Annotated in this window: 25 protein-coding genes; 22 read left to right on the forward strand and 3 right to left on the reverse strand. The window is 67.7% G+C overall.

What is annotated here, in order from left to right; all coding sequences use genetic code 11:
• Positions 1-37: 37 nt before the first annotated feature.
• A complete protein-coding gene (selO, locus tag KVG96_RS22315) occupies positions 38-1,501 on the forward strand; it encodes a protein adenylyltransferase SelO (protein WP_217893964.1) in 1,464 nt (487 codons plus the stop codon).
• Positions 1,502-1,507: 6 nt separating this feature from the next.
• Here the strand turns inward: selO and mazF are convergent, their stop codons facing one another.
• Both mazF and mazE read right to left on the reverse strand, forming a co-directional pair.
• Complete coding sequence (mazF, locus tag KVG96_RS22320) at positions 1,508-1,870, reverse strand: type II toxin-antitoxin system toxin MazF (RefSeq protein WP_217893965.1); 363 nt, start codon at positions 1,868-1,870, stop codon at positions 1,508-1,510.
• Positions 1,870-2,139: a type II toxin-antitoxin system antitoxin MazE gene (mazE, locus tag KVG96_RS22325; RefSeq protein WP_217893966.1), complete on the reverse strand. Its 270-nt coding sequence runs from the start codon at positions 2,137-2,139 to the stop codon at positions 1,870-1,872. The genes mazF and mazE overlap by 1 nt, the downstream gene beginning before the upstream one ends.
• A gap of 237 nt (positions 2,140-2,376) precedes the next feature.
• Between mazE and trxC the strand changes: the two genes are divergently transcribed.
• Complete coding sequence (gene trxC, locus KVG96_RS22330) at positions 2,377-2,811, forward strand: thioredoxin TrxC (protein ID WP_217893967.1); 435 nt, start codon at positions 2,377-2,379, stop codon at positions 2,809-2,811.
• A 46-nt stretch (positions 2,812-2,857) separates the two neighbouring features.
• Here the strand turns inward: trxC and KVG96_RS22335 are convergent, their stop codons facing one another.
• A complete protein-coding gene (locus KVG96_RS22335) occupies positions 2,858-3,628 on the reverse strand; it encodes a ParA family protein (protein WP_085585361.1) in 771 nt (256 codons plus the stop codon).
• Positions 3,629-3,992: 364 nt separating this feature from the next.
• On the opposite strand from KVG96_RS22335, the gene KVG96_RS22340 reads away from it, so the two are divergent.
• The 20 genes from KVG96_RS22340 (at position 3,993) to KVG96_RS22435 (ending at position 22,107) form a co-directional block, all read left to right on the forward strand.
• Positions 3,993-4,718: a beta-ketoacyl synthase chain length factor gene (locus KVG96_RS22340; protein WP_217893968.1), complete on the forward strand. Its 726-nt coding sequence runs from the start codon at positions 3,993-3,995 to the stop codon at positions 4,716-4,718.
• Positions 4,694-5,503 carry a lysophospholipid acyltransferase family protein gene (locus KVG96_RS22345; protein WP_217893969.1) on the forward strand — a complete coding sequence of 270 codons (810 nt, stop codon included), beginning with the start codon at positions 4,694-4,696 and terminating at the stop codon, positions 5,501-5,503. Before KVG96_RS22340 ends, KVG96_RS22345 begins: the two co-directional genes overlap by 25 nt.
• On the forward strand, positions 5,484-5,744 hold the full coding sequence (locus KVG96_RS22350; RefSeq protein ID WP_217893970.1) for a phosphopantetheine-binding protein: 261 nt from the start codon (positions 5,484-5,486) through the stop codon (positions 5,742-5,744). Before KVG96_RS22345 ends, KVG96_RS22350 begins: the two co-directional genes overlap by 20 nt.
• Before the next feature lie 8 nt (positions 5,745-5,752).
• Positions 5,753-6,007, forward strand: coding sequence for an acyl carrier protein (locus KVG96_RS22355; RefSeq protein WP_007947135.1), 255 nt, complete (start codon positions 5,753-5,755; stop codon positions 6,005-6,007).
• Entirely contained in the window at positions 6,004-6,549 is a 546-nt protein-coding gene (locus KVG96_RS22360; protein WP_085585369.1) for a COG4648 family protein, read from the forward strand. Before KVG96_RS22355 ends, KVG96_RS22360 begins: the two co-directional genes overlap by 4 nt.
• A complete protein-coding gene (locus tag KVG96_RS22365) occupies positions 6,546-8,249 on the forward strand; it encodes an acyl-CoA synthetase family protein (RefSeq protein WP_217893971.1) in 1,704 nt (567 codons plus the stop codon). Before KVG96_RS22360 ends, KVG96_RS22365 begins: the two co-directional genes overlap by 4 nt.
• On the forward strand, positions 8,242-8,976 hold the full coding sequence (locus KVG96_RS22370; RefSeq protein ID WP_217893972.1) for a glycosyltransferase family 2 protein: 735 nt from the start codon (positions 8,242-8,244) through the stop codon (positions 8,974-8,976). The genes KVG96_RS22365 and KVG96_RS22370 overlap by 8 nt, the downstream gene beginning before the upstream one ends.
• Complete coding sequence (locus KVG96_RS22375; RefSeq protein WP_217893973.1) at positions 8,973-9,920, forward strand: lysophospholipid acyltransferase family protein; 948 nt, start codon at positions 8,973-8,975, stop codon at positions 9,918-9,920. Before KVG96_RS22370 ends, KVG96_RS22375 begins: the two co-directional genes overlap by 4 nt.
• Entirely contained in the window at positions 9,901-11,445 is a 1,545-nt protein-coding gene (locus tag KVG96_RS22380; RefSeq protein ID WP_217893974.1) for an HAL/PAL/TAL family ammonia-lyase, read from the forward strand. Before KVG96_RS22375 ends, KVG96_RS22380 begins: the two co-directional genes overlap by 20 nt.
• Positions 11,438-11,863, forward strand: a complete 426-nt coding sequence (locus KVG96_RS22385) for an acyl-CoA thioesterase (protein ID WP_217893975.1) — start codon at positions 11,438-11,440, stop codon at positions 11,861-11,863. Before KVG96_RS22380 ends, KVG96_RS22385 begins: the two co-directional genes overlap by 8 nt.
• Positions 11,860-12,462 (forward strand): outer membrane lipoprotein carrier protein LolA, encoded by a 603-nt coding sequence (locus KVG96_RS22390; protein WP_217893976.1) that lies wholly within the window; start codon positions 11,860-11,862, stop codon positions 12,460-12,462. The genes KVG96_RS22385 and KVG96_RS22390 overlap by 4 nt, the downstream gene beginning before the upstream one ends.
• On the forward strand, positions 12,446-14,803 hold the full coding sequence (locus tag KVG96_RS22395) for an MMPL family transporter (protein ID WP_217893977.1): 2,358 nt from the start codon (positions 12,446-12,448) through the stop codon (positions 14,801-14,803). Before KVG96_RS22390 ends, KVG96_RS22395 begins: the two co-directional genes overlap by 17 nt.
• Complete coding sequence (locus tag KVG96_RS22400; RefSeq protein WP_217893978.1) at positions 14,800-15,963, forward strand: cation:proton antiporter; 1,164 nt, start codon at positions 14,800-14,802, stop codon at positions 15,961-15,963. Before KVG96_RS22395 ends, KVG96_RS22400 begins: the two co-directional genes overlap by 4 nt.
• On the forward strand, positions 15,950-17,197 hold the full coding sequence (locus tag KVG96_RS22405) for an NAD(P)/FAD-dependent oxidoreductase (protein ID WP_217893979.1): 1,248 nt from the start codon (positions 15,950-15,952) through the stop codon (positions 17,195-17,197). The genes KVG96_RS22400 and KVG96_RS22405 overlap by 14 nt, the downstream gene beginning before the upstream one ends.
• Positions 17,194-17,919, forward strand: coding sequence for a class I SAM-dependent methyltransferase (locus tag KVG96_RS22410; protein WP_217893980.1), 726 nt, complete (start codon positions 17,194-17,196; stop codon positions 17,917-17,919). The genes KVG96_RS22405 and KVG96_RS22410 overlap by 4 nt, the downstream gene beginning before the upstream one ends.
• Before the next feature lie 89 nt (positions 17,920-18,008).
• Positions 18,009-18,491: a hypothetical protein gene (locus KVG96_RS22415; protein ID WP_217894266.1), complete on the forward strand. Its 483-nt coding sequence runs from the start codon at positions 18,009-18,011 to the stop codon at positions 18,489-18,491.
• A complete protein-coding gene (locus KVG96_RS22420) occupies positions 18,488-19,684 on the forward strand; it encodes a beta-ketoacyl-[acyl-carrier-protein] synthase family protein (protein WP_217893981.1) in 1,197 nt (398 codons plus the stop codon). Before KVG96_RS22415 ends, KVG96_RS22420 begins: the two co-directional genes overlap by 4 nt.
• Positions 19,681-20,160 carry a hotdog family protein gene (locus KVG96_RS22425; RefSeq protein ID WP_217893982.1) on the forward strand — a complete coding sequence of 160 codons (480 nt, stop codon included), beginning with the start codon at positions 19,681-19,683 and terminating at the stop codon, positions 20,158-20,160. The genes KVG96_RS22420 and KVG96_RS22425 overlap by 4 nt, the downstream gene beginning before the upstream one ends.
• Positions 20,153-20,881, forward strand: coding sequence for a 3-oxoacyl-ACP reductase FabG (gene fabG, locus KVG96_RS22430; protein ID WP_217893983.1), 729 nt, complete (start codon positions 20,153-20,155; stop codon positions 20,879-20,881). The genes KVG96_RS22425 and fabG overlap by 8 nt, the downstream gene beginning before the upstream one ends.
• Positions 20,881-22,107, forward strand: coding sequence for a beta-ketoacyl-ACP synthase (locus KVG96_RS22435; RefSeq protein ID WP_217893984.1), 1,227 nt, complete (start codon positions 20,881-20,883; stop codon positions 22,105-22,107). The genes fabG and KVG96_RS22435 overlap by 1 nt, the downstream gene beginning before the upstream one ends.
• The last annotated feature ends 74 nt before the right edge of the window (positions 22,108-22,181 follow it).

A 22,181-nucleotide genomic window follows, 5' to 3' on the forward strand; every position in this document is an offset into this window, starting at 1 on the left:
CCAGCAGAATGCTCGGACATTCTGCTGGAGCCGGCCCTTGAAAGCCCTCGACGAACTGACCTTCGACAACCGCTTCGCCCGCCTGGGCGATGCGTTCTCGGCCCATGTGCTGCCCGATCCCATCGACAACCCGCGGCTGGTAGTCGCCAGCCCCGCGGCCATGGCGCTGCTGGATCTCGACCCGGCGACGGCCGACACGCAGGCGTTCGCCGAGCTGTTCGGCGGCCACACACTCTGGGCCGATGCCGAACCGCGGGCGATGGTCTATTCCGGGCATCAGTTCGGCGGCTACACGCCGCAGCTGGGCGACGGTCGCGGCCTGCTGCTGGGTGAAGCGGTCAACGATGCCGGCGAACACTGGGACCTGCACCTCAAGGGCGCCGGGCAGACGCCGTTCTCGCGCATGGGCGACGGCCGTGCGGTGCTGCGCTCGTCGATCCGCGAGTTCCTCGCCTCCGAGGCGCTGCATGCCCTGAACATCCCCACCAGCCGCGCCTTGTGCGTGATCGGCTCAGACACCCCGGTATGGCGCGAGAAGCAGGAACGGGCGGCGATGGTGCTGCGCCTGGCGCCGAGCCACATCCGCTTCGGCCATTTCGAATACTTCTACTACACCCAGCGCACCGAGCAGCAGAAGCAACTGGGCGAACACGTGCTGGCCGAGCATTTCCCCCATTGCCTGGAACAGCCGGAACCCTACCTGGCGATGTTCCGCGAAATCGTCGAGCGCAACGCCGCACTGATCGCCCAATGGCAGGCCTACGGCTTCTGCCACGGGGTGATGAACACCGACAACATGTCGATCCTCGGCATCACCTTCGACTACGGCCCGTATGCCTTCCTCGACGACTTCGACGCCCACTTCATCTGCAACCATTCCGACGACCAGGGCCGCTACTCCTTCAGCAACCAGGTGCCGGTCGGCCAATGGAACCTCAGCGCCCTGGCCCAGGCCCTGACGCCGTTCATCAGCGTCGAGGCCCTGCGCGAAACCCTCGGCCTGTACCTGCCGCTGTTCCAGGCGCATTACCTGGACCTGATGCGCCGCCGCTTCGGCTTCACCACCGCCGAGGACGGGGACCAGGCATTGCTCGAACAGTTGCTGCAACTGATGCAGAACAGCGGCGTCGACTACACCCTGTTCTTCCGCCGCCTGGGCGAAGAGCCGGCGGAACAGGCCGTCGCCCGGCTGCGCGACGACTTCGTCGACATCAAGGGTTTCGATGCCTGGGGCGAACGCTATGTCGCCCGCGCTGCGCGGGACGGCGACACCGGCCAGGAACAGCGCCGGGCGCGCATGCACGCGGTCAATCCGCTGTATACCTTGCGCAACTACCTGGCCCAGCGGGCCATCGAAGCGGCCGAGGCCGGCGACTATTCAGAGGTTCGCCGGCTGCACGCGGTGCTGAGCAAGCCGTTCGAGGAACAGCCGGGTATGGAAAGCTACGCCGAGCGGCCGCCGGAGTGGGGCAAGCATCTGGAGATCAGTTGTTCGTCGTGAGCCGTTTCATTCCAGAGGGTCGATGGCGCTCACGACACGAGCGACGATGTCCGCCATCGTCACGTCGTCCAACCGCTCGATGAACCTGGCCGACCCTTCACGCACACGCTGCTCGATATCGAAACTTCGCACCTGGTTGCACACCGCCACACCATTGGTCTCATGGCCGTTGACGGTCACGGTCAGGCCAGTGCTGCGGGCAAAGTTGCCGCCGCTGGTCACCGGGACGGTCATGCTGACGCCCAATGCGTTGATCTCGCGCGGCGTGATAACGACAAAGCGGTGGCGGTTCATCATTTCCCTTCCGGCCACGGGATTGGGATCGATCCAGTACACATCCCCCCGCTGCGGGGGCTGCCTGCGCACCATCAACCCAATTCCCGCCCGATCGGACTGCCTTCCCGGGCTTCGGCCGTCTGAGCATTCAACTCTTGAAGCTGCTCGCCCCCCTCAAGCAGCTCAGACAACCGGTAGCGTTTACGTGCGGGTGGATCCACCGGACGGGCAATCAGTTCGCCATCCACCACATTCAGTTCAAGCTGCGCACCCACTTCAAGGTGCATGAGCTTGAGCAGTGTCGGCGGTATCGTGATGATCGCCGCCCCACCTTGGCGACGGATCCTGGAAGTTACGGACATGGCGTCACTCCGTTCCGAGAAGAAGGAGTCATTGGACTCCCAAAAAGTGCAACAAAAGTAGCACGCTGATTCAGGCAAAGCGATCTCCTGGCGATAGACGCACAAAACGTTCAGGTACCTTGCAGCGTAGTTTTGATCCGAGCCGGGAACCGGTTGAAACTGTGAGCAGTTGCGACATTGATAATTCGCACTCGCGACACCAGTTAATGCTCACCGAACGCCTATCGAAGAATTCCCATGACTGAAGCACTCCTCATCCCCTGCCCCACCTGCAACGGCCTCAACCGCATCCCCGCCGAACGCTTGGGCGACCGGCCCAAATGCGGGCGCTGCAAGGCCGATGTCCTGCTGGACAAGCCTTTCGAGCTGAATCAGGGCGACTACGCCAGCCAGATCAAGGGCGACCTGCCGCTGCTGGTGGACGTGTGGGCGGACTGGTGCGGGCCGTGCAAATCGTTTGCGCCGGTGTTCGAGCAGGCCGCCGCGCAACTGGCGGGCAAGTGCCGGCTGGCCAAACTCGACAGCGAGGCCAACCAACAGTTGGCGGCGCAGTTGGGGATCCGTTCGATCCCGAGCCTGATCCTGTTCAGGAACGGCAAGGAAGTGGCGCGCCAGAGCGGCGCGTTTCCGCTGCCGCAACTGATGGCCTGGCTGCGCAGCCAGGGCATCTGACACCCGTCCCGACCATGCAGGAGCGAGCAGGCTCGCTCCTGCCGTTTCAGGCGTCGGTCAGCAGGTTGTGCAGCTCGACGAACTGCTGGGTCAGCTTGTGCCGCGGGTCCAGGTGGATCAACGGGATGCTGGCCTGGTGCGATTCACGCATCTTGACCGAACTGGCCAGGTACACCGGCAGCACCGGCAGGCCCTCGGCAATCAGCTCGTCGAGCATCTGCTGGGGCAGGCTGGCCCGGGCCTGGAACTGGTTGACCACGATGCCTTCCACCTCCAGCGCTTCGTTGTGGTCGTCCTTCAGTTCTTCGATCTCCGCCATCAGGCCGTACAGCGCCTGGCGCGAGAAGCTGTCGCAATCGAAGGGGATCAGCACGCGGTCAGCGGCGATCAACGCCGATACGGCATAGAAGTTCAAGGCCGGCGGGGTGTCGAGGTAGATCCGGTCGTACTCGCCGTCCAGTTCTTCCAGCAATTTTCGCAGCTTGTTGATCTTGTGCTTGGCCTCAAGCTTGGGCTGCAGGTCGGCAAGCTCCGCGGTGGCGGTGATGACGTGCAGGTTGTCGAAGGGAGTCTCGTAGATGTCCACCTGGTTCTTCTTCGAGAACGGCCCCGACGAGAGCGTCTGCTTGAAGAAGTCGGCGATGCCCATCGGGATGTCTTCCCCGGTGAGCCCGGTCAGGTACTGGGTCGAGTTGGCCTGGGCGTCGAGATCCACCAACAGCGTGCGATAGCCTTCGCTGGCGCTGACCGCCGCCAGATTGCAGGCAATGCTGGATTTGCCCACGCCACCTTTCTGATTGAACACCACGCGCCGCATGACTAGACCTCCGTCCATCAAAGAATGACCGAGTGTAGATGCGCCTGCCCCTGCTTCGCTACCTTCGCCGAAGCGGACTACAAGGTCATACGCAAATAGCCGACAACATTCCCGCAGACTCTGCCCGCTCACGCTGACTTGGCTGACAGACACGGCTTGCGCAATCTGGAAAATAACCACCGACAGTCTGCAATGCGCACCATTCGGTACGTTGTGCTGTACAAAATGTAACCAACATTTGCTACACACTCGTCGCACCGGGATAATGCGCGCCACCCGGCGCCAGGCGCCGCGCCTACGGCACCCCAAGCCCGGCCGCGGCATCGGTCGAACCGCGTCAATGAAGCCCGCAGGGGCGGGATGAATGTCCGTGATCAACTTCAACATCGCCCAATGGCGCGCATGGGCTCCGGGGCTCGACAGCGAGCAGGCCTGGCTGGACTGGAGCCGGCGGCCGGTCGTGCCCGAGGCCAGCGACGCCGCGCCCGATGTGTCGTTCCTGCCGGCCATGCAGCGCCGCCGGCTCAGCCGTCTGGCACGGATGGCGTTCAGCGTCGGCTGGCCCCTGGCCGAAGGCCGGGACGAGCTGCCGCTGGTGTTCGTGTCGCGGCACGGCGAAACCCCTCGCACCTTCGACATCCTCAGCGACCTGGCCACGGAACAGCCGCTTTCGCCGACCCAGTTCAGCCTGTCGGTGCACAACGCGATCATCGGCCTGTGGTCGATCATGCGCGGCGAAACCAGCGAGATGACCGCGCTTGCCGCCGCCGGCGACGGGCTGGAGCACGGCATGCTCGAAGCCTGCGCCCTGCTTGACGAAGGCGCTCCGGCCGTCCTGCTGGTGATCGCCGAAGAGCAGCCGCCCCAGGCCTATTCGGCGTGGATCGACGACGTGCCGTTTCCCTACGCCCTCGGCCTGCTGCTGACGCCGGGCACCGGCTGGCGGCTGACGCTGAACAGCGCCCCGCAAGCGCTGTCCAAAGCGCACTGGCCCCACGCGCTGAACCTCGTGCAGACCCTGCTCGGCCAGCAAACCCTCTGCCAACATGCCTGGAAAAATCGAGTATGGACCTGGCAACGCAACCTGTGACCGGAAAACACCGCGACGCCTACCTCTGGCGCCTGCTGGCCACTGCCGCAAGCTTCGCGTTGTTCGGGCTCGGCGGCCTGTGCCTGCGCCTGCTGGTGTTTCCGTTGCTGGCCTGCCTGCCGGGCGACGCCCAGGCCCATCGCCGGCGCGCGCGCCAGACCGTCAGCCGGCTGTTCTGGTTTTTCGTGCGGTTCATGGCCCGCACCGGCGTGCTGACCTACGACATCCAGGGCGCCGAACGCCTCGGCCGGCCCGGCCAGATGATCATCGCCAACCACCCGTCGCTGATCGACGTGGTGTTCCTGATCGGCCTGGTGCCCCACGCCAACTGTGTGGTGAAACAGAGCCTGTGGACAAACCCCTTCACCCGCGGCCCGCTGCGCCGCACCGGCTACATCAGCAACGACGGCAGCCTGGAAATGCTCGATGCCGCCGCCGACGCCCTGAAGGACGGCCAGCCCCTGATCATTTTCCCCGAAGGCACCCGCACCCGCCCGGGGCAGCCGCCGGCCTTTCATCGGGGGGCCGCGGCCATCGCGCTGCGCGGTGCCAGACTTCTCACACCGGTGATCATCAAGGTCAGCCCCACCACGCTGACCAAGGCCGAACCCTGGTATCGGATCCCCAGCCGCCGCGTGCATTTCAGTTTTCGCGTCGGCGCCGATATAGACCCACAGACCTTTGCCGCGCAGGGGCCCGCACCCCAGGCCTCGCGCAAGCTAAACGATCATTTGCACCAATTTTTCATTAAGGAGCTCGCCGAAGATGAGCGATCTGCACCGTGAGATAAAACGGCTGATCATCGATGCCCTGGGCCTCGAAGACATCAGCGTCGACGACATCGACGACGACATGACGCTGTTCGGCGAGGGCCTGGGCCTGGATTCCGTCGACGCCCTGGAACTGGGCCTGGCCATCCAGAAGAAGTACGGCATCAAGATCGACGCCGATGCCAAGGACAACCGCAACCATTTCGCCAACGTGACCAGCCTCGCGGCTTTCGTCACGGCCAAACAGGCAGCTTGAGACCCACCATGCAAACTCGTGACGACATCTTCAACACCCTGCGCGACGCCCTGGTCGAACTGTTCGAACTGGATCCGGCCCGCGTGAGCCTGGAGTCGAACCTGTACCAGGACCTGGAAATCGACAGCATCGACGCCGTCGACCTGATCGATCACATCAAGCGCCAGACCGGCAAGAAAATCGCCGCCGAGGAATTCAAGTCGGTGCGCACCGTCAGCGACGTGGTCGAGGCGGTCTACCGTCTGGTTCAGCCGGCCGCATGAGCCGACTGATCGGCCTCGGCCTGCTGCTGGCGGGTCTGCTGTACCCCTTTGCGGTGTATTTCGGCATGGAGCACTTTGCGCCGTGGCAGTTCGGGTTGCTGCTGGGCGGCCTGTGGCTGGCCCGGGCGCTGACCGGCCGGCGCAAGCCCGGCAGCCTGTGGATGGCCGCCACGGCCATCGGCTTCTGTCTGGTGCTGGCGGTGTTCGACAGCCCGCGCCTGCTGCGCTGGTATCCGGTGCTGATCAGCGGCTTCATGCTGGCGCTGTTCGGCCTGAGCCTGAAGTACGGCCCGCCGATGGCCGAGCGCCTGGCGCGCCTGCGCGAACCGCACCTGCCGCCCGCCGCGGTGCGCTACACCCGCCGGGTCACCGTGGCCTGGAGCGTGTTCTTCTTCTGCAACGGTTTGTGCGCCGCCCTCCTGACCCTGTGGGCGCCGCTGCATTGGTGGATGTTGTACACCGGCCTGATCTCCTACGGGCTGATCGGCCTGATGTTTGCCATTGAATGGCTGATACGACAACGGGTAAGAGGCCGTACATGAACTGGACTAGACTTGAGCAACTGTTGCTCAAGGAACTGCCGGCCCGCGCAGTCGCCTGCGCACCGGCGCTGAACCACGCACAACTGTGCCGGCAGGCCCTGAGCCTGGCCGCCGGCCTGCAGGCCCGGGGCGTGCGGCAGATCGCCGTGCACCTGGAGGACGCCGCCGAACTGGCCGTTGCGCTGCTCGGCGCCTGGCGCGCAGGCGTCGGCGTGCTGCTGCCTTCGGACCTGCAGGCCCAGACCCGCCAGCGCTGGTCGGACGACGTCGACCTGTGGCTGACCGACCAGGCCGGCGACCCGCACCTGAACGATTTCGACCATTCGCCCCTGAGCGCCACCGAGCTCGACCTCGACCGGTGCCGGCTGAGCCTGTGCACCTCCGGCTCCAGCGGCGAACCCAAGCGCATCGACAAGACCCTGCGCCAACTGGCCAACGAGGTCGAAGCCCTCGAACGGCTCTGGGGCACGGACCTGGGTGACGCCTGCATCATCGGCAGCGTGGCCACCCAGCACATCTACGGCCTGCTGTTCCGCGTGCTTTGGCCGCTGTGCGCCGGACGCCCGTTCGTGCGCCGGCAACTGCCGTTCCCCGAAGACCTGCAGCGCACCAGCCGCGAACACCCGTCCTACGCCTGGGTCGCCAGCCCGGCCCTGCTCAAGCGCATGGGCGACAACCTCGACTGGCCGGCCCTGAGCGCGGTGCGCCGGGTGTTTTCCTCCGGCGGTGCATTGCCGCCGGACGCCGCGCAGGACCTGCACCGGCGCCTGGGGCAGTGGCCGACGGAAATCCTCGGCAGCTCTGAGACCGGCGGCATCGCCTGGCGTCAGGGCGAACCGCTCTGGCAGCCGTTCCAGGGCGTCAAGCTGAGCCAGGACAACGACGGCGCCTTGCTGATCGCCTCGCCTTACCTGCCCGCCGGCCACATCGAACACACCGCCGACGCCGCGCGCATGGCGGCCGATGGCCGGTTCGAGCTGCTGGGCCGGCTGGACCGGATCGTGAAACTGGAAGAGAAGCGCATCTCCCTGCCGATGCTGGAACAGGCACTCACGGCCCACGACTGGGTCGCCGAAGCGCGTCTGGGCGTGGTGCAGGAGAACCGCGCCTCCCTCGGCGCCCTGCTGGTGCTCAGCGAGCAGGGATTGCACACCCTGCGCGAGCACGGCCGGCGCCACCTGACCGACACCCTGCGCCGACACCTGAGCCCGCACTGCGAGGCTTTGGCCCTGCCCCGGCGCTGGCGGTTGCTGCGGCAATTGCCCCTGAACACCCAGGGCAAACTGCCCCAGACCGACGTCGACGCGCTGCTGCTGGCGCCCCGGCCAAAGGCGCCGGAGGTGCTTGAGCAACTCGAAAGCGACGGCGAATGGAGCCTGCAACTGGCGGTGCCGCCGGACCTGGCCCACTTCAGCGGCCACTTCCCCATGGCCCCGGTGCTGCCCGGCGTGGTGCAGGTGGAATGGGCGTTCAACCTCGCCCGCCACTGCATGAACCTCGGCGGAACGTTCGCCGGCATGGAAGTGCTCAAGTTCCAGCAACTGGTGCGCCCCGGCGACGAGATCCAGCTGCACCTGCGCTTCGATCCCGAGCGCGGCAAGGTCTACTTCGCCTACCGCAACGAGACCGCCACCTGCTCCAGCGGCCGGATCCTGCTGGGCGCCGCCCGCCCTTCCCCAGCGGAGGACCGGCATGCATAACCCCTGCGCGGTCATCCCCGTCTACAACCACGAAACCGCCGTCACCACGGTGGTCGACGCCCTGCTCGCCCACGGCCTGCCGTGCATCCTGGTGGACGACGCCAGCCACCGCGCCTGCGCCCGGGTGCTCGACGCGCTGGCCGGGCGCGAGCGGGTTCACCTGGTGCGCCTGACCGCCAACCAGGGCAAGGGCGGCGCGGTGATGACCGGCCTGCGCGAAGCGGCGCGGCTGGGGTTCACCCACGCCTTGCAGGTGGACGCCGACGGCCAGCACGACCTGCAAGACGTCGCCCGGTTCATCGAAGCCTCCCGCGCGCTGCCCGGCGCAGTCATCTGCGGCTATCCGCTGTACGACGCCAGCGTGCCCAAGGGCCGTCTGTACGCACGCTACCTGACCCACGCGATGGTGTGGATCAACACCCTGTCGCTGCAGATCCGCGATTCGATGTGCGGCTTTCGCGTGTACCCGCTGGAACCGACGCTGGCGGTGATCGACTCGGCGCGGATCGGCAAGCGCATGGACTTCGATTCGGACATCCTCGTGCGCCTGGCGTGGCGCAACCGGCCGATGCACTGGCTGCAGACCCGCGTGCACTACCCGCTGGACGGCGTGTCGCACTTCCGGCTGTTCCACGACAACCTGCTGATCTCGGGCATGCACACGCGGCTGTTCTTCGGCATGCTCCTGCGTGCGCCGGCGATCCTCTGGCGACGGTGGCGGACATGAGCGCCGAGACCGAAAACAAGCACTGGGCCGACCGCCAGGAGCGCGGCAGCTTCCTGCTGATGAAATTCACCGCGTTCGCCGCACGGCTGCTGGGCCGGCGCCTGCTGAGCCCGCTGCTCTACGGCATCGTCCTGTATTTTTTCCTGTTCGGCCGCAGTGCCCGGCAGAGCGCCTGGCAGTACCAGCGGCGCCTCGCCGACTGGAGCGGGCGCAGCGAGCTGCGCCCCGGTCTGTGGCGGGTGTTCAGCCAGTTCATGGCGTTCGCCGATGCGATGCTCGACAAGCTCGACGTGTGGCACGGCAAGATCGGCCTCGAACAGATCGAGATCGTCGACCCGGCGCTGCTGCGCCACCAGATGCGCGGCAAGCGCGGACAACTGCTGGTCGGCTCGCACCTGGGCAACCTGGAAGTGTGCCGGGCGCTGGCGGAGATCGGCGAGAAGGTCACCATGAACGTGCTGGTGCACACCAAGCACGCCGAACAGTTCAACCGCCTGCTGGGCGAAGCCGGGGCCACCAACCTGCGGCTGATCCAGGTCAGCGAGCTGGATCCTGTGATCATGCTGCAGCTGCACGAACGCCTTGAGCGCGGCGAATGGCTGGCGATCGCCGGCGACCGCGTGCCGCTGCACGGCGGGCGCAGCGTGACCGTGGACTTCCTCGGCCACCCGGCTGCGTTCCCCCAGGGGCCGTGGCTGCTGGCCGGGCTGCTCAAGTGCCCGGTCAATCTTCTGATGTGCCTGAAGCGGCCCGACGGCCGCTACCGCCTGACCCTCGAACCCTTCGCCGACAGCGTGGAATGGAAGCGCAGCGAACGCGAACAGGTCATTCATCAGTGGGCATCCCGCTATGCCCGGCGACTGAGTCACTATTGCCTCGAAGCACCGCTGCAATGGTTCAATTTCTACCCATTCTGGAAAACCGATGACCACGCCAACCCCTGAGCCGGTAACCTTCGGCGAACGCCCCTTGCGCATCGAAGACGTGCTGGCCCTGGCCGAACGCCGGGCGCCCGCGCAGTTGCAGAGCGACGCCGACTACCGCCGGCGCATCGCCAAGGGCGCGCAGTTCCTCGACTCGCTGCTGGACAAGGAAGGCGTGATCTACGGCGTGACCACCGGCTACGGCGACTCCTGCGTGGTCGCGGTGCCTCTGCACCACGTCGAGGCGCTGCCGCAGCACCTGTTCACCTTCCACGGCTGCGGGCTGGGCAAGCTGCTCGACGCCCAGGCCACCCGTGCGGTGCTGGCGGCGCGCTTGCAGTCGCTGTGCCACGGCGTGTCCGGGGTGCGGGTCGAACTGCTGGAGCGGCTGCAGGCGTTTCTTGAGCGCGACATCCTGCCGCTGATCCCGGAAGAGGGCTCGGTGGGCGCCAGCGGCGACCTGACGCCGCTGTCCTACGTCGCGGCGACCCTCTCCGGCGAGCGCGAAGTGATGTTCCGCGGCGAACGCCGCCAGGCGGCCGACGTGCACCGGGAACTGGGCTGGACGCCGCTGGTGCTGCGGCCCAAGGAAGCCCTGGCCCTGATGAACGGCACCGCCGTGATGACCGGCCTGGCGTGCCTGGCCTTCGCCCGCGCCGATTACCTGCTGCAACTGGCCACCCGCATCACCGCGCTCAACGTGGTGGCGCTGCAAGGCAATCCGGAGCACTTCGACGAGCGCCTGTTCGCCGCCAAGCCGCATCCGGGGCAGATGCAGGTCGCCGCGTGGCTGCGCCAGGATCTGGCCATCGACGCGCCGACCGCGCCGCTGCACCGTCTGCAGGACCGCTACTCCCTGCGTTGCGCGCCCCACGTGCTCGGTGTGCTGGCCGACAGCCTGGGCTGGCTGCGCGGGTTCATCGAGACCGAACTCAACAGCGCCAACGACAACCCGATCATCGACGCCGAGGCCGAGCGGGTGCTGCACGGCGGGCACTTCTACGGCGGCCACATCGCGTTCGCCATGGATAGCCTGAAGAACCTCGTGGCCAACGTCGCCGACCTGCTCGACCGCCAGCTCGCCCTGCTGGTGGACGAGCGCTACAACCACGGCCTGCCGAGCAACCTGTCCGGCGCCGACGCCGAACGGGCGATGCTCAACCACGGTTTCAAGGCCGTGCAGATCGGCGCCAGCGCCTGGACCGCCGAAGCCTTGAAGAACACGATGCCGGCCAGCGTGTTCTCGCGTTCCACCGAATGCCACAACCAGGACAAGGTGAGCATGGGCACCATCGCCGCCCGGGATGCGATCCGCGTGCTGGAGCTGACCGAACAGGTGGCCGCCGCCACGCTGCTCGCCGCCCAGCAGGGCGTGTGGCTGCGCGGCCGGGCCGAGGACGCGCGGCCGTTGCCGCCGGCGCTGGCCGCGATGCACGAAGCGCTGGCCGAAGACTTTGCCCCGGTGATCGAAGACCGTGCCCTGGAAGGCGAACTGCGCCTGTGCCTGCAACGCATCGGCGAACGCCGCTGGAGGCTGCATGCGTAGCGCCGGGGTGCTTCATGCCGATGCGGAAGTGGTCGTGCCGTTCTTCGACGTCGATTCCATGCACGTGGTCTGGCACGGCCATTACGTCAAATACCTGGAAGTGGCGCGCTGCGCGCTGCTGGACAAGATCGGCCACAACTACAATCAGATGTCCGACTCGGGCTACGCCTGGCCGGTGATCGACCTGCAGCTGCGCTACGTGCGCGGCGCGGTGTTCGGCCAGCGGCTGAACGTGCGCGCCAGCCTGGTGGAATGGGAAAACCGGTTGAAGATCCATTACCTGATCACCGACGCCGTGACCGGCGAACGCCTGACCCGCGCAAGCTCGGTGCAGGTGGCGGTGGAGATCGGCAGCCGCGAGATGCAACTGGCGTCACCGAAAATCTTCACCCAAGCCGTGGAAAGGATGCTGCGATGACCGTTCCCTTCAAATGGCTCGGCGCTTTGGCGCTGCTGGCCGTGACGACGCTGGCCAATGCCTTCGACCTGGAACAGCTGCGCGATCAGCTGGCCAAACCTGACGTGATCCATGGCCGCTTCATCCAGGAGAAGCACCTGCGCGCGCTGCCCAAGCCGCTGGTCAGCCAGGGCAGTTTCGTCCTGGCCAGGGACCACGGCCTGCTCTGGCTGCTGAAGACCCCGCTGCAGCAGGACTACCGCATCACCGCCCAGGGCATTGCCCGGCGCGATGGCGGCGGCTGGCAGATGCTGCCGGACAAGAGCGCCGGCGCCGAGCAGAACCGGCTGTTCCTCGCCGTGCTGCAAGGCGACAGCAGCGGCCTGCAACGGGATTTCGAACTGGCCCTGAGCGGCGACGCCGACCAGTGGAAACTGACCCTGACCCCCCGTTCGGTGCTGCTCAAGCAGGTGTTCGACCGGATCGACATCGGTGGCGGCGCCTTGGTGCAGACCATCGAACTGCAGGAAACCCAGGGCGACAGCACCGTGCTGCGCATGCAGGACAGCACCGCCGGCCAACCGCTGAGCGACGCGGAGCGCCATGACTTTGCCCCGTGAACGCACGCCGGGCGAACGCCGGCTGCCCTGGCTGTTCCTGATCCTGCTGCTGGCGGTCGTCGCCCTGGGCGCCTGGCAATGGCGCAACGGCGCGCCGCTGTCGGCCAACCTGATGGAACTGGTGCCGGGCACCCACCCCGACGCGCTGGAGCTGCAGGCCGAACAGCGCATGCAGGAGCCGCTCAACCGCGAGATCCTGGTGCTGGTGGGCCACGCCGACCGCCGGCAAGCCGTCGCCATGGCCCAGGCCCTGGGCGAGCGCTGGCAGGCCAGTGGCCTGTTCGACAAGGTGCAGTGGAACCTTCAGGCCGACCTGCCCGCCCTGCGCGCACAATTGCTGCAAGGGCGGCTGGCGATGCTGTCGGCGGACGACCGGCAACTGCTGACCGAGCACCCGGATGCGTTCATCCAGCAACGGGTGCAGGCGCTGTTCGACCCCTTCGCCGGCTTCAGCCTGGTGCCCAGCCAGGACGACTGGCTGGGCCTGACCGGGCGAATCCAGAACAGCCAGCCCAAGCACGGCGCCGTGCAGCTGGACATCGGCAGCGGCGCGCTGGTCGCCGAGGCCGACGGCAAACAGTGGGTGCTGCTGCGCGCCCGCAGCACCGGCAACGCCTTCGACATGAACCTGCCGCCGCAGGTCGCCGCATTGCTGCAGCACAGCCGCGAACAGGCCGCGACGGCGGACGTGCAACTGCTGGCCGCCAGCGGCCTGCTGTACGCCGCCAGCGGCCAGCGGCAAGCCACACAGGAGATGACCTGGGTCGGCGGCGGCGCCACCCTCGGCATCCTGTTGCTGCTGCTGTTCGCCTTCCGCCGCTGGCGGGTGCTGCTGGCGTTCGTTCCGGTGCTGGCGGGCATGCTGTTCGGCGCAGTCGCCTGCGTGGCGCTGTTCGGCCATCTCCATGTGATGACCCTGGTGCTCGGCTCCAGCCTGATCGGCGTGGCGGTGGACTACCCGCTGCATTACCTGTCCAAGGGCTGGAGCCTCAAGCCCTGGCGCAGCTGGCCGGCCCTGCGCTTGACCCTGCCGGGGCTGACCCTGAGCCTGGTCACCAGCGCCATCGGCTACCTGGCCCTCGCCTGGACGCCGTTCCCGGCCCTGACCCAGATCGCCGTGTTCTCCGCCGCCGGGCTGCTCGGCGCGTACCTGTCGGCGGTGTGCCTGCTGCCGGCGCTGCTGGACAACGTCGAGCTGCGGCCGGCGCAATGGCCGCTGCGCCTGGCCGAACGGATGGTGGCGCTGCGCGAACGCCTGCTGGCGCACGCCAAGACACCTCTGCTGCTGGCGCTGCTGATCGCCTTCTGCACCGGCGGCCTGTTGCAGCTGGAGACCCGCAACGACATCCGCCAGTGGATCGGCGCACCGAAACGGCTGACCGACGAAGCCCAGGCCATCGCCCGCATCACCGGCTTCCAGCCCACCAGCCAGTTCTTCCTGGTGCGCGCCGCCAACCAGCAGGAACTGCTGGAGCGCCAGGCGGCGTTGAGCGAGCGCCTGCAGCAACTGGTCAACCTCGACAAACTGCAAGGCTATCTGGCCCTCGACCAGTTGCTCGGGCCGCCGGACCAACAGCAGCAGGTGCGCGAGGCCTTGGGCAGGCTGCCGCAGTTCTGGCAGCCGCTGATCGACCTCGGCGTGCCGCCCGAAGCGCTGCAGGCCGAGCTCGCCCGGTTGCAGGCCCTGCCCGCCGAGGACATTGACACCGCCCTGGCAGGCCCGCTCGGCGAGCCGTACCGCACCCTGTGGCTGGGCCCCACCGAAGACGGCGGCGTGGCGGCGATGACCAGCCTGCAAGGCCTGAACAACCCGGCGCTGCTGCGGGTGCAGGCGCGGGACCTGCCGGGCGTGGCGCTGGTGGATCGCCTCGGCGAACTGAACGACGTGTTCGCCGCCACCCAGATCAGCGCCGCCGAACTGAAGCTGGCCTCCTGCGTGCTGATCGTGCTGGTGCTGATCTTGCCGTTCGGCCTCGGCGGTGCGCTGCGCATCGTGTCCCTGCCGCTGCTGGCGGCGCTGTGCAGCCTGGCCAGCCTCGGCTGGCTCGGCCAGCCGCTGACCCTGTTCAGCCTGTTCGGCCTGTTGCTGGTGACGGCGATCAGCGTCGACTACGCGATCCTCATGCGCGAGCAGGTCGGCGGCGCCGCCGTCAGCCTGCTCGGCACCCTGCTGGCGGCGGCCACGACCTGGCTGTCGTTCGGCCTGCTGGCGGTGTCGAGCACCCCGGCGGTGAGCAACTTCGGCCTGTCGGTGAGCCTGGGGCTGGCGTTCAGCTTCCTGCTCGCCCCCTGGGCCGGCCGTCATGCCGCTGACGCCATCGCTGCGGAGCCGGCAGCATGACGGTCGCCGCGTTCTGGCTGACGGCCCTGGCGCTGTTCGCCGCGGCGACCCGTGCCGGCCGCTGCCTGGGCCTGATCCCGATCGTCAGCCAGTTGCTGCTGGCCAGCTTCGCCCTGCCGGTGCTGATGTACTTCTGGGTCGAACCGCAGTGGCACCTGAGCGGTGCGCAACTGATCGCGCCGGACTGGCTGAAACAACTCTACAGCCTGAGCTTCGCCCTGTTGCTGGGGCACATCCTCAGCGACGTGATCGACCTGCGCCTGGACCGCCAGAGCGTGAAGATCGCCGCGCCGAGCTTCGCCGTGCCGTTCGCCTGCGGCCTGGCGACCGCGCACTGGCTGCTGCCGGCGCAGCCGTGGATCAGCTCGCTGGCCATCGGCCTGGTGTTCGCCATCACCGCGATCCCGGTGCTGTACCTGTACCTGCGCCACATCGGTTACCCGCCGGCCGCCACCCGGCGCCTGGTGCAGACCGCCATCCTGATCGACCTGACCTGCTGGACGCTGTTCGGCCTGGCCCAGGGCAGCCTGCACCTGAGCAGCCTGCTGCTGCCGCTCGGGCTGGCCTGCGTGCCGGTGCTGCTGCGCCTGTTGCGCGTGCGCCGGCCGCTGCCCTACAGCCTCGGCTTCTTCGGGCTGCTGGTGGCGGCCGAACACTTCAAGCTCAACGCCCTGATCTTCGGCATCGGCTATCTGCTGTGCATGACCGCGCTCAAGATGCCGCTGGTGCTGCCGTTGCCGACACGCTGGATGAACCGCTTGCAGACGTGGTTCGCCATTCCGCTGATCCTCACCTTCGGCATCGTCCAGATCGACGTGCACAGCGCCTTCGCCAGCCTCGGGCCCGCGCAATGGGCGGCGCTGCTGGCGCTGCCGGTCGCCAGCAAACTGCTGGGCAACTGGCTCGGCCTGGGCTGGGCCGGCGCCTCGTTCGCGGGCGCCAGCCGCTGGCGCGAAAGCGTGCTGCTGAACATCCGCGGCCTGAGCGAGATCGTCTTTCTCAACCTGCTGCTGCAACAAGGCCTGATCAGCCCGGCACTGTACTTCGCGCTGATGCTGATGGGGCTGTTCGCCACATTGATGCCGGCCCTGACCGGCCTGCACCGCGCGTCCCTGAACCCCACCGCCGACCCGGCCAGGAGCCCACGTGCCGACCGTTGAAATGGAATCCCGTCAGGTGGCGGTGATCGGCGCCGGCCCGTCCGGCGCCATCGCCGCCGCGCTGCTCAAGCGCCAGGGACACGATGTGCTGGTGATCGAACGCCAACACTTCCCGCGCTTCTCCATCGGCGAGAGCCTGCTGTGCCATTGCCTGGACTTCGTCGAGGAGGCCGGCATGCTCGATGCCGTGAACGCCGCCGGGTTCCAGCGCAAGACCGGTGCCGCGTTCGCCTGGGGCGAGCGTTACAGTGCCTTCGACTTCAGTGACACCTTCACCGCCGGCAAACCGACCACCTTCCAGGTGCAGCGCGCCGGTTTCGACAAGCTGCTGGCCGACCAGGCCGCCCTGCAAGGGGTGGAGATCCGCTACGGCGAAGCCATCGCCGGCGTCGACTTCGACCGCCCGCGGCCGCAATTGACCGTGCAACGGGAGGACGGCGGCGAGTACCGCATCGAGGCGGATTTCGTGCTCGACGCCAGCGGCTACGGCCGGGTGCTGTCGCGCTTGCTGGCGCTGGAGGCGCCGTCGGACTTCCCGCTGCGCCAGGCGGTGTTCACCCACGTCGAAGACCGCATCGCCCACCCGGGCTTCGACCGCGAGAAGATCCTCGTCACCGTCCATCCAAGGCAACCGGACATCTGGTTCTGGACCATCCCGTTCAGCGACGGCCGCTGCTCGGTGGGCGTGGTGGCGGGCGCCGAACACTTCCAGGGGCACGAGGGCGACCTCGACGCCTGCCTGCGCGGCTTCATCGCGCAAACGCCGAGCCTGGCCGGCGTGCTGGAGCATGCCGTATGGGACACCCCCGCGCGCGCGCTGGGCGGCTACGCGGCCAACGTCAAGGCCCTGCACGGCCCGGGTTTCGCCCTGTTGGGCAACGCGGCGGAATTCCTCGATCCGGTGTTTTCCTCCGGGGTGACCATCGCGATGCGCTCGGCGAGCATGGCCGCCGGCCTGCTGCACCGCCAGCTGCTGGGCGAAACGGTCGATTGGCACAGCGAATTCGCCGTCCCCCTCCAACGCGGCGTCGACACGTTCCGCGCCTACGTTGAAGGCTGGTACGCCGGCACCTTCCAGGACGTGATCTTCCATGAGCACGCCTCCCCCGACATCCGCCGGATGATCTGCTCGATCCTCGCCGGTTACGCCTGGGACGGGCGCAACCCGTTCGTCAGCGAAGCGCGGCGCCGGCTGAAAACGATTTCCGAACTCTGCGCAAAGGACGCCCCATGAACTACTTGAGCGACAGTTACGTCGAGGAAACCCGTTTCGGCTTCTGGTTCCTGCGCAGCCACACCTGGCAGCACCATGTGCTGCGCGTGGCGATCAACGACCTGCGCGGGCTGTTCGAAGGCCCGCTGCCGGAGCGCCCGGTGCTGCTGGACGCCGGCTGCGGCCAGGGCAAGTCGTTCCGCCACCTGCACCAGACCTTCGCGCCGAAGCACCTGATCGGCCTCGACGCCGACCCGCACAGCCTCGCCCTGAGCGCCGAGGAGGCCGCCAGCCTGAACCTGGACGTCGAGCTGATCGGCAGCGACTGCGCCAGCCTCAAGGTGGCCGACAACAGCGTCGATCTGCTGTTCTGCCACCAGACCTTCCATCACCTGGTGGAACAGGAAAAGGCTCTCGCCGAGTTCTACCGGGTGCTCAAGCCCGGCGGTCACCTGCTGTTCGCCGAGTCCACCGAGGCCTACATTGATACATGGGTGATCCGCTGGCTGTTCCGCCACCCGATGCAGGTGCAGAAGAGCGCGGCGCAGTATCTGGAGATGATCCGCGGGCAGGGCTTCGAGTTCACCGGGCGCAACGTCTCGTACCCCTACCTGTGGTGGAGCCGGGCGAAGGATTTCGGCCTGCTCGAACGCTTCGGCCTGTGCCGACCCAAACCGTTCGGCCAGCGTGAGGAAACCTTGGTCAACGTCGTCGCCCGCAAACCGCTGGAGGTCGCCGACTGATGCTGTGCGTACCGTGTGGGCGCGGGCTCGCCCGCGAAGGCCGTGTGCCGGCCACCTCCGTTGCCGGGCTTTGGCGCGCCGTGTCCGCGCTGCTGCGCCTGTCCGCGCTCGCCGGCCTGGCCTTGCTGGGCGCCTGCGCCAGCCAGGCGCCGCTGCCGGCGGCCGAGCCGACGCTGCCTTTGCCGCTGCAACTGCACATCGAGCGGCAACTGGCCGGCCAACGCCAGGACTGGCTGCTGGTGATCCAGCGCGAAGGCGCCGCGGTCCGCTGGTCGATGATGGATCCCCTGGGCATTCCCCAGGCCCGTCAACGGCTGGTCGACGGGCACTGGCAGGCCGACGGCCTGCTGCCGCCCAACCCGGAAGCCCGGGAGCTGTTCGCCGCGCTGCTGTTCGCCCTGACCCCGTCCGCCGAACTGGCGCACAATTACCCCGCCGCCCGGCAGGACGGCGGGCAACGTTCCCTGCCGCCGCGCTGGGACATCCGTTACGCACAACCGTTGAGCTTCGAATTGAATCTGCCCCAAGGCCCGCACTACCGCGTGTCTCCGCTCGGTGAACCGACGCCATGACCGCCTACCTCAATGCCCTCGGCGTGGTCTGCGCCCTGGGCCGCGACAAGCCTGAAGTCGCCCGCAACCTGTTCGCCGGCGACTGCTCGGGCATGCGCCGCGAGGCCGGCTGGGTGCCGGACCGGGAACTGCCGGTGGCGGGCGTCCACGGCGACCTGCCCCCCGTCCCGCCGGCGCTGGCGGCGCACAGCAGCCGCAACAACCGGCTGCTGCTCGAAGCCGCCCTGCAGATCCGCGACGACATCGAGCAGGCGATCCGCACCTACGGCCCCGACCGCGTCGGCGTGGTGCTCGGCACCAGCACCTCGGGCATCGACGAGGCCAGCCAGGGCCTGGCCCGCTACATCCGCGAGCAGCGCTTTCCCGCCGACTACGACTACCGGCAACAGGAGCTCGGCGCTCCGGCGAACTTCCTGGTCGACTGGCTGCAACTGAGCGGCCCGGCCTATGTGATTTCCACCGCCTGCACCTCCAGCGCCCGCGCGCTGATGAGCGCCCGCCGCCTGCTCGATCTGGGCGTGTGCGATGCGGTGCTGTGCGGCGGCGTCGACAGCCTGTGCAAGCTGACCCTCAACGGCTTCACGGCGCTGGAGGCGGTGTCGGGCGAACGCTGCAATCCGTTCTCGGCCAACCGCGACGGCATCAACATCGGCGAGGCGGCGGTACTGTTCGTGATGAGCCGCGAGCGCGGCGCAGGTCCTGCGATCGCGCTGCTGGGCGACGGCGCCAGTTCCGATGCGCATCACATTTCCGCGCCGGAGCCCTCCGGCCGCGGCGCGCTGCAAGCGATGCAAAAGGCCTTGGCCCGCGCTGGCCTGCAAGCCTCGCAGATCGGTTACCTGAACCTGCACGGCACCGCGACCCAGCACAACGACGCCATGGAAAGCCTGGCCGTCGCCAGCCTGTTTCCGGACGGCGTGCCGTGCTCTTCGACCAAGCCGATGACCGGCCACACCCTCGGCGCCGCCGGGGCGCTGGAGGCCGCGTTCTGCTGGCTGAGCCTGGCGGCGGCCGACCGCGAAGGGCGCCTGCCGCCGCACGTCTGGGACGGCCACGCGGATCCGGCGCTGCCGGCCCTGCGCTGGGTGACTGCGCACGACCGCCTGTCGTCCATTGCACCCCGCTACCTGATGAGCAACTCGTTTGCCTTCGGCGGCAACAACGTCAGCCTGATTATCGGAGACGCACCATGAACGACTGGCCGCTCGCCGAACTGCTGCCCCACGCGGGCGACATGATCCTGATCGACCGGATCCTCGGCTTCGACGACGAGCAGATCCGCACCTGCCTCACGGTCCGCCCCGACGGCCTGTTCAGCCTGCCCGACGGCAGCCTGCCGGCGTGGGTCGGCCTCGAGCTGATGGCGCAGAGCGTCGCCGCGTTCGCCGGCTGCCACGCCCGGCAAAAGGGCAACCCGGTGGAGCTGGGCTTCCTGCTCGGCACCCGCCGCTTCGAGTGCAATGTCGAAGCGTTCCCGGCCGGCAGCGAGCTGACCGTCCACGGCATCCGTTCGCTGGAGGACGACAACGGCATGGGCGTGTTCGAATGCCACATCGATGCCCCCGGCATCCACGCCAGCGCCCGGCTCAACGTGTTCCGCCCGCCGCAGCCGGCCGCTTACCTCGATCAAACAACCTCTGGACAGAAAAGGGAGTCGAACGATGACTGAATCCGTACTGGTCACCGGCTCCAGCCGTGGCATCGGCCGCGCCATCGCCTTGCGCCTGGCCCGCGCAGGCCATGACATCGTCCTGCATTGCCGCAGCGGCATGGCCGAGGCGCAGGCCGTGAAGGCCGAGATCGAAGCGATGGGCCGCAACGCCCGGATCCTGCAGTTCGACGTCTCCGACCGCGAGGCCTGCAAGGCCGTGCTGGAAGCCGACGTCGAAGCCCACGGCGCCTGCTACGGCGTGGTGCTCAACGCCGGCCTGACCCGCGACGGCGCCTTCCCGGCCCTGGGCGAGGACGACTGGGACGTGGTGCTGCGCACCAACCTCGACGGTTTCTACAACGTCCTGCACCCGCTGACGATGCCGATGGTCCGCCGCCGCGCCGCCGGTCGGATCGTCTGCATCACCTCGGTGTCAGGGCTGATCGGCAACCGCGGCCAGGTCAACTACAGCGCCTCCAAGGCCGGCGTGATCGGCGCGGCAAAGGCGTTGGCGATCGAGCTGGCCAAGCGCAAAATCACAGTGAACTGCGTCGCGCCGGGCCTGATCGACACGGCGATGCTCGACGAGAACGTGCCGGTGGAGGAACTGATGAAAATGATCCCGGCGCAACGCATGGGCACCCCGGAAGAAGTGGCCGGCGCGGTGAATTTCCTGATGTCGGCGGAAGCGTCGTACATCACCCGCCAGGTGCTGGCGGTCAACGGAGGCCTGTGCTGATGAAGCGCGTCGTCGTCACCGGCATGGCCGGCATCACTTCGCTGGGCAGCGACTGGGACACCATCGCCGGCAACTTCGCCGCCAACCGCAGCGGCATCCGCCGGATGGACGAGTGGGACCGGTTCAGCGAACTCAACACGCGCCTGGCCGGCCCTATCGATGACTTTTCGGTGCCGGCGCACTGGACGCGCAAGCAACTGCGCAGCATGGGCCGGGTTTCGCGCCTGGCCGTGGGCGCCGCCGAACAGGCGCTGGCCGACGCCGGGCTGCTCGGCGACGACTCGATCCGGGACGGCCGCCTGGGCGTGGCCTGCGGCTCGTCCACCGGCAGCACCGACGAGATCAAGGCGTTCGGCAACATGCTGCTCAACTCGGTGGCCGAAGGCCTGAACGCCAACTCCTATGTGCGGATGATGCCGCACACCACGGCGGCCAACATCAGCATCTTCTTCGGCCTCACCGGGCGCCTGATCCCGACCTCCAGCGCCTGCACCAGCGGCAGCCAGGGCATCGGCTACGCCTACGAGGCGATCAAGTTCGGCCGCCTGCCGATGATGCTCGCCGGCGGCGCCGAAGAACTGTGCCCGACCGAAGCCATGGTGTTCGACGCCCTGTACGCCACCAGCCTGAAAAACGACGCCCCGCACACCTCGCCGCGCCCCTACGACAAGGGCCGTGACGGCCTGGTGATCGGCGAAGGCGCCGGCATGCTGGTGCTTGAGGAGCTGGAACACGCCCTGGCCCGCGGCGCGCGGATCCACGCCGAGATCGTCGGCTTCGGCAGCAACGCCGACGGCCAGCACACCACCCGTCCCGAGCTGGTCACCATGCGCCGGGCCATGGAACTGGCGCTGGAAGACGCCGGCCTGGCGCCGGACGCCATCGGCTACGTGAACGGCCACGGCACCGCCACCGAACAGGGCGACATCGCCGAAACCCTGGCCACCAGCGGCCTGTTCGGCGAACGCATGCCGATCAGTTCGCAGAAGAGCTTCCTGGGCCACACCCTCGGTGCCTGCGGGGCGCTGGAGTCGTGGTTCAGCATCGAAATGCTCAACCGCGACCTGTACGTGCACACCCTCAACCTCGACGAAATCGATCCGCTGTGCGGCAAGCTCGACTACCTGCGCGGCGAATTCCGGCAAATGAGCCATGACTACGTGATGAACAACAACTTCGCCTTCGGTGGCGTCAACACGTCGTTGATCTTCCGCCGTTGGCGCTGAAAGGCGATCTGATGAAAGTGCAGTGGCGCCGGGAATGACAAAGGGCGCCTTGCGGCGCCCTTTCACAGACAGGT

The sequence above is a fragment of the Pseudomonas ekonensis genome (assembly GCF_019145435.1).
In the GTDB taxonomy this organism is placed as follows: domain Bacteria; phylum Pseudomonadota; class Gammaproteobacteria; order Pseudomonadales; family Pseudomonadaceae; genus Aquipseudomonas; species Aquipseudomonas ekonensis.

What these genes read in the sequence shown, in the direction of transcription:
- mazF (WP_217893965.1), bottom strand. Translation starts at nt 1,870, where the DNA reads ATGGTGCGCAGGCAGCCCCCGCAGCGGGGGGATGTGTACTGGATCGAT.
- mazE (WP_217893966.1), bottom strand. Translation starts at nt 2,139, where the DNA reads ATGTCCGTAACTTCCAGGATCCGTCGCCAAGGTGGGGCGGCGATCATC.
- trxC (WP_217893967.1), top strand. Translation starts at nt 2,377, where the DNA reads ATGACTGAAGCACTCCTCATCCCCTGCCCCACCTGCAACGGCCTCAAC.
- KVG96_RS22335 (WP_085585361.1), bottom strand. Translation starts at nt 3,628, where the DNA reads ATGCGGCGCGTGGTGTTCAATCAGAAAGGTGGCGTGGGCAAATCCAGC.
- KVG96_RS22340 (WP_217893968.1), top strand. Translation starts at nt 3,993, where the DNA reads ATGTCCGTGATCAACTTCAACATCGCCCAATGGCGCGCATGGGCTCCG.
- KVG96_RS22345 (WP_217893969.1), top strand. Translation starts at nt 4,694, where the DNA reads ATGGACCTGGCAACGCAACCTGTGACCGGAAAACACCGCGACGCCTAC.
- KVG96_RS22350 (WP_217893970.1), top strand. Translation starts at nt 5,484, where the DNA reads ATGAGCGATCTGCACCGTGAGATAAAACGGCTGATCATCGATGCCCTG.
- KVG96_RS22355 (WP_007947135.1), top strand. Translation starts at nt 5,753, where the DNA reads ATGCAAACTCGTGACGACATCTTCAACACCCTGCGCGACGCCCTGGTC.
- KVG96_RS22360 (WP_085585369.1), top strand. Translation starts at nt 6,004, where the DNA reads ATGAGCCGACTGATCGGCCTCGGCCTGCTGCTGGCGGGTCTGCTGTAC.
- KVG96_RS22365 (WP_217893971.1), top strand. Translation starts at nt 6,546, where the DNA reads ATGAACTGGACTAGACTTGAGCAACTGTTGCTCAAGGAACTGCCGGCC.
- KVG96_RS22370 (WP_217893972.1), top strand. Translation starts at nt 8,242, where the DNA reads ATGCATAACCCCTGCGCGGTCATCCCCGTCTACAACCACGAAACCGCC.
- KVG96_RS22375 (WP_217893973.1), top strand. Translation starts at nt 8,973, where the DNA reads ATGAGCGCCGAGACCGAAAACAAGCACTGGGCCGACCGCCAGGAGCGC.
- KVG96_RS22380 (WP_217893974.1), top strand. Translation starts at nt 9,901, where the DNA reads ATGACCACGCCAACCCCTGAGCCGGTAACCTTCGGCGAACGCCCCTTG.
- KVG96_RS22385 (WP_217893975.1), top strand. Translation starts at nt 11,438, where the DNA reads ATGCGTAGCGCCGGGGTGCTTCATGCCGATGCGGAAGTGGTCGTGCCG.
- KVG96_RS22390 (WP_217893976.1), top strand. Translation starts at nt 11,860, where the DNA reads ATGACCGTTCCCTTCAAATGGCTCGGCGCTTTGGCGCTGCTGGCCGTG.
- KVG96_RS22395 (WP_217893977.1), top strand. Translation starts at nt 12,446, where the DNA reads ATGACTTTGCCCCGTGAACGCACGCCGGGCGAACGCCGGCTGCCCTGG.
- KVG96_RS22400 (WP_217893978.1), top strand. Translation starts at nt 14,800, where the DNA reads ATGACGGTCGCCGCGTTCTGGCTGACGGCCCTGGCGCTGTTCGCCGCG.
- KVG96_RS22410 (WP_217893980.1), top strand. Translation starts at nt 17,194, where the DNA reads ATGAACTACTTGAGCGACAGTTACGTCGAGGAAACCCGTTTCGGCTTC.
- KVG96_RS22420 (WP_217893981.1), top strand. Translation starts at nt 18,488, where the DNA reads ATGACCGCCTACCTCAATGCCCTCGGCGTGGTCTGCGCCCTGGGCCGC.
- KVG96_RS22425 (WP_217893982.1), top strand. Translation starts at nt 19,681, where the DNA reads ATGAACGACTGGCCGCTCGCCGAACTGCTGCCCCACGCGGGCGACATG.
- fabG (WP_217893983.1), top strand. Translation starts at nt 20,153, where the DNA reads ATGACTGAATCCGTACTGGTCACCGGCTCCAGCCGTGGCATCGGCCGC.
- KVG96_RS22435 (WP_217893984.1), top strand. Translation starts at nt 20,881, where the DNA reads ATGAAGCGCGTCGTCGTCACCGGCATGGCCGGCATCACTTCGCTGGGC.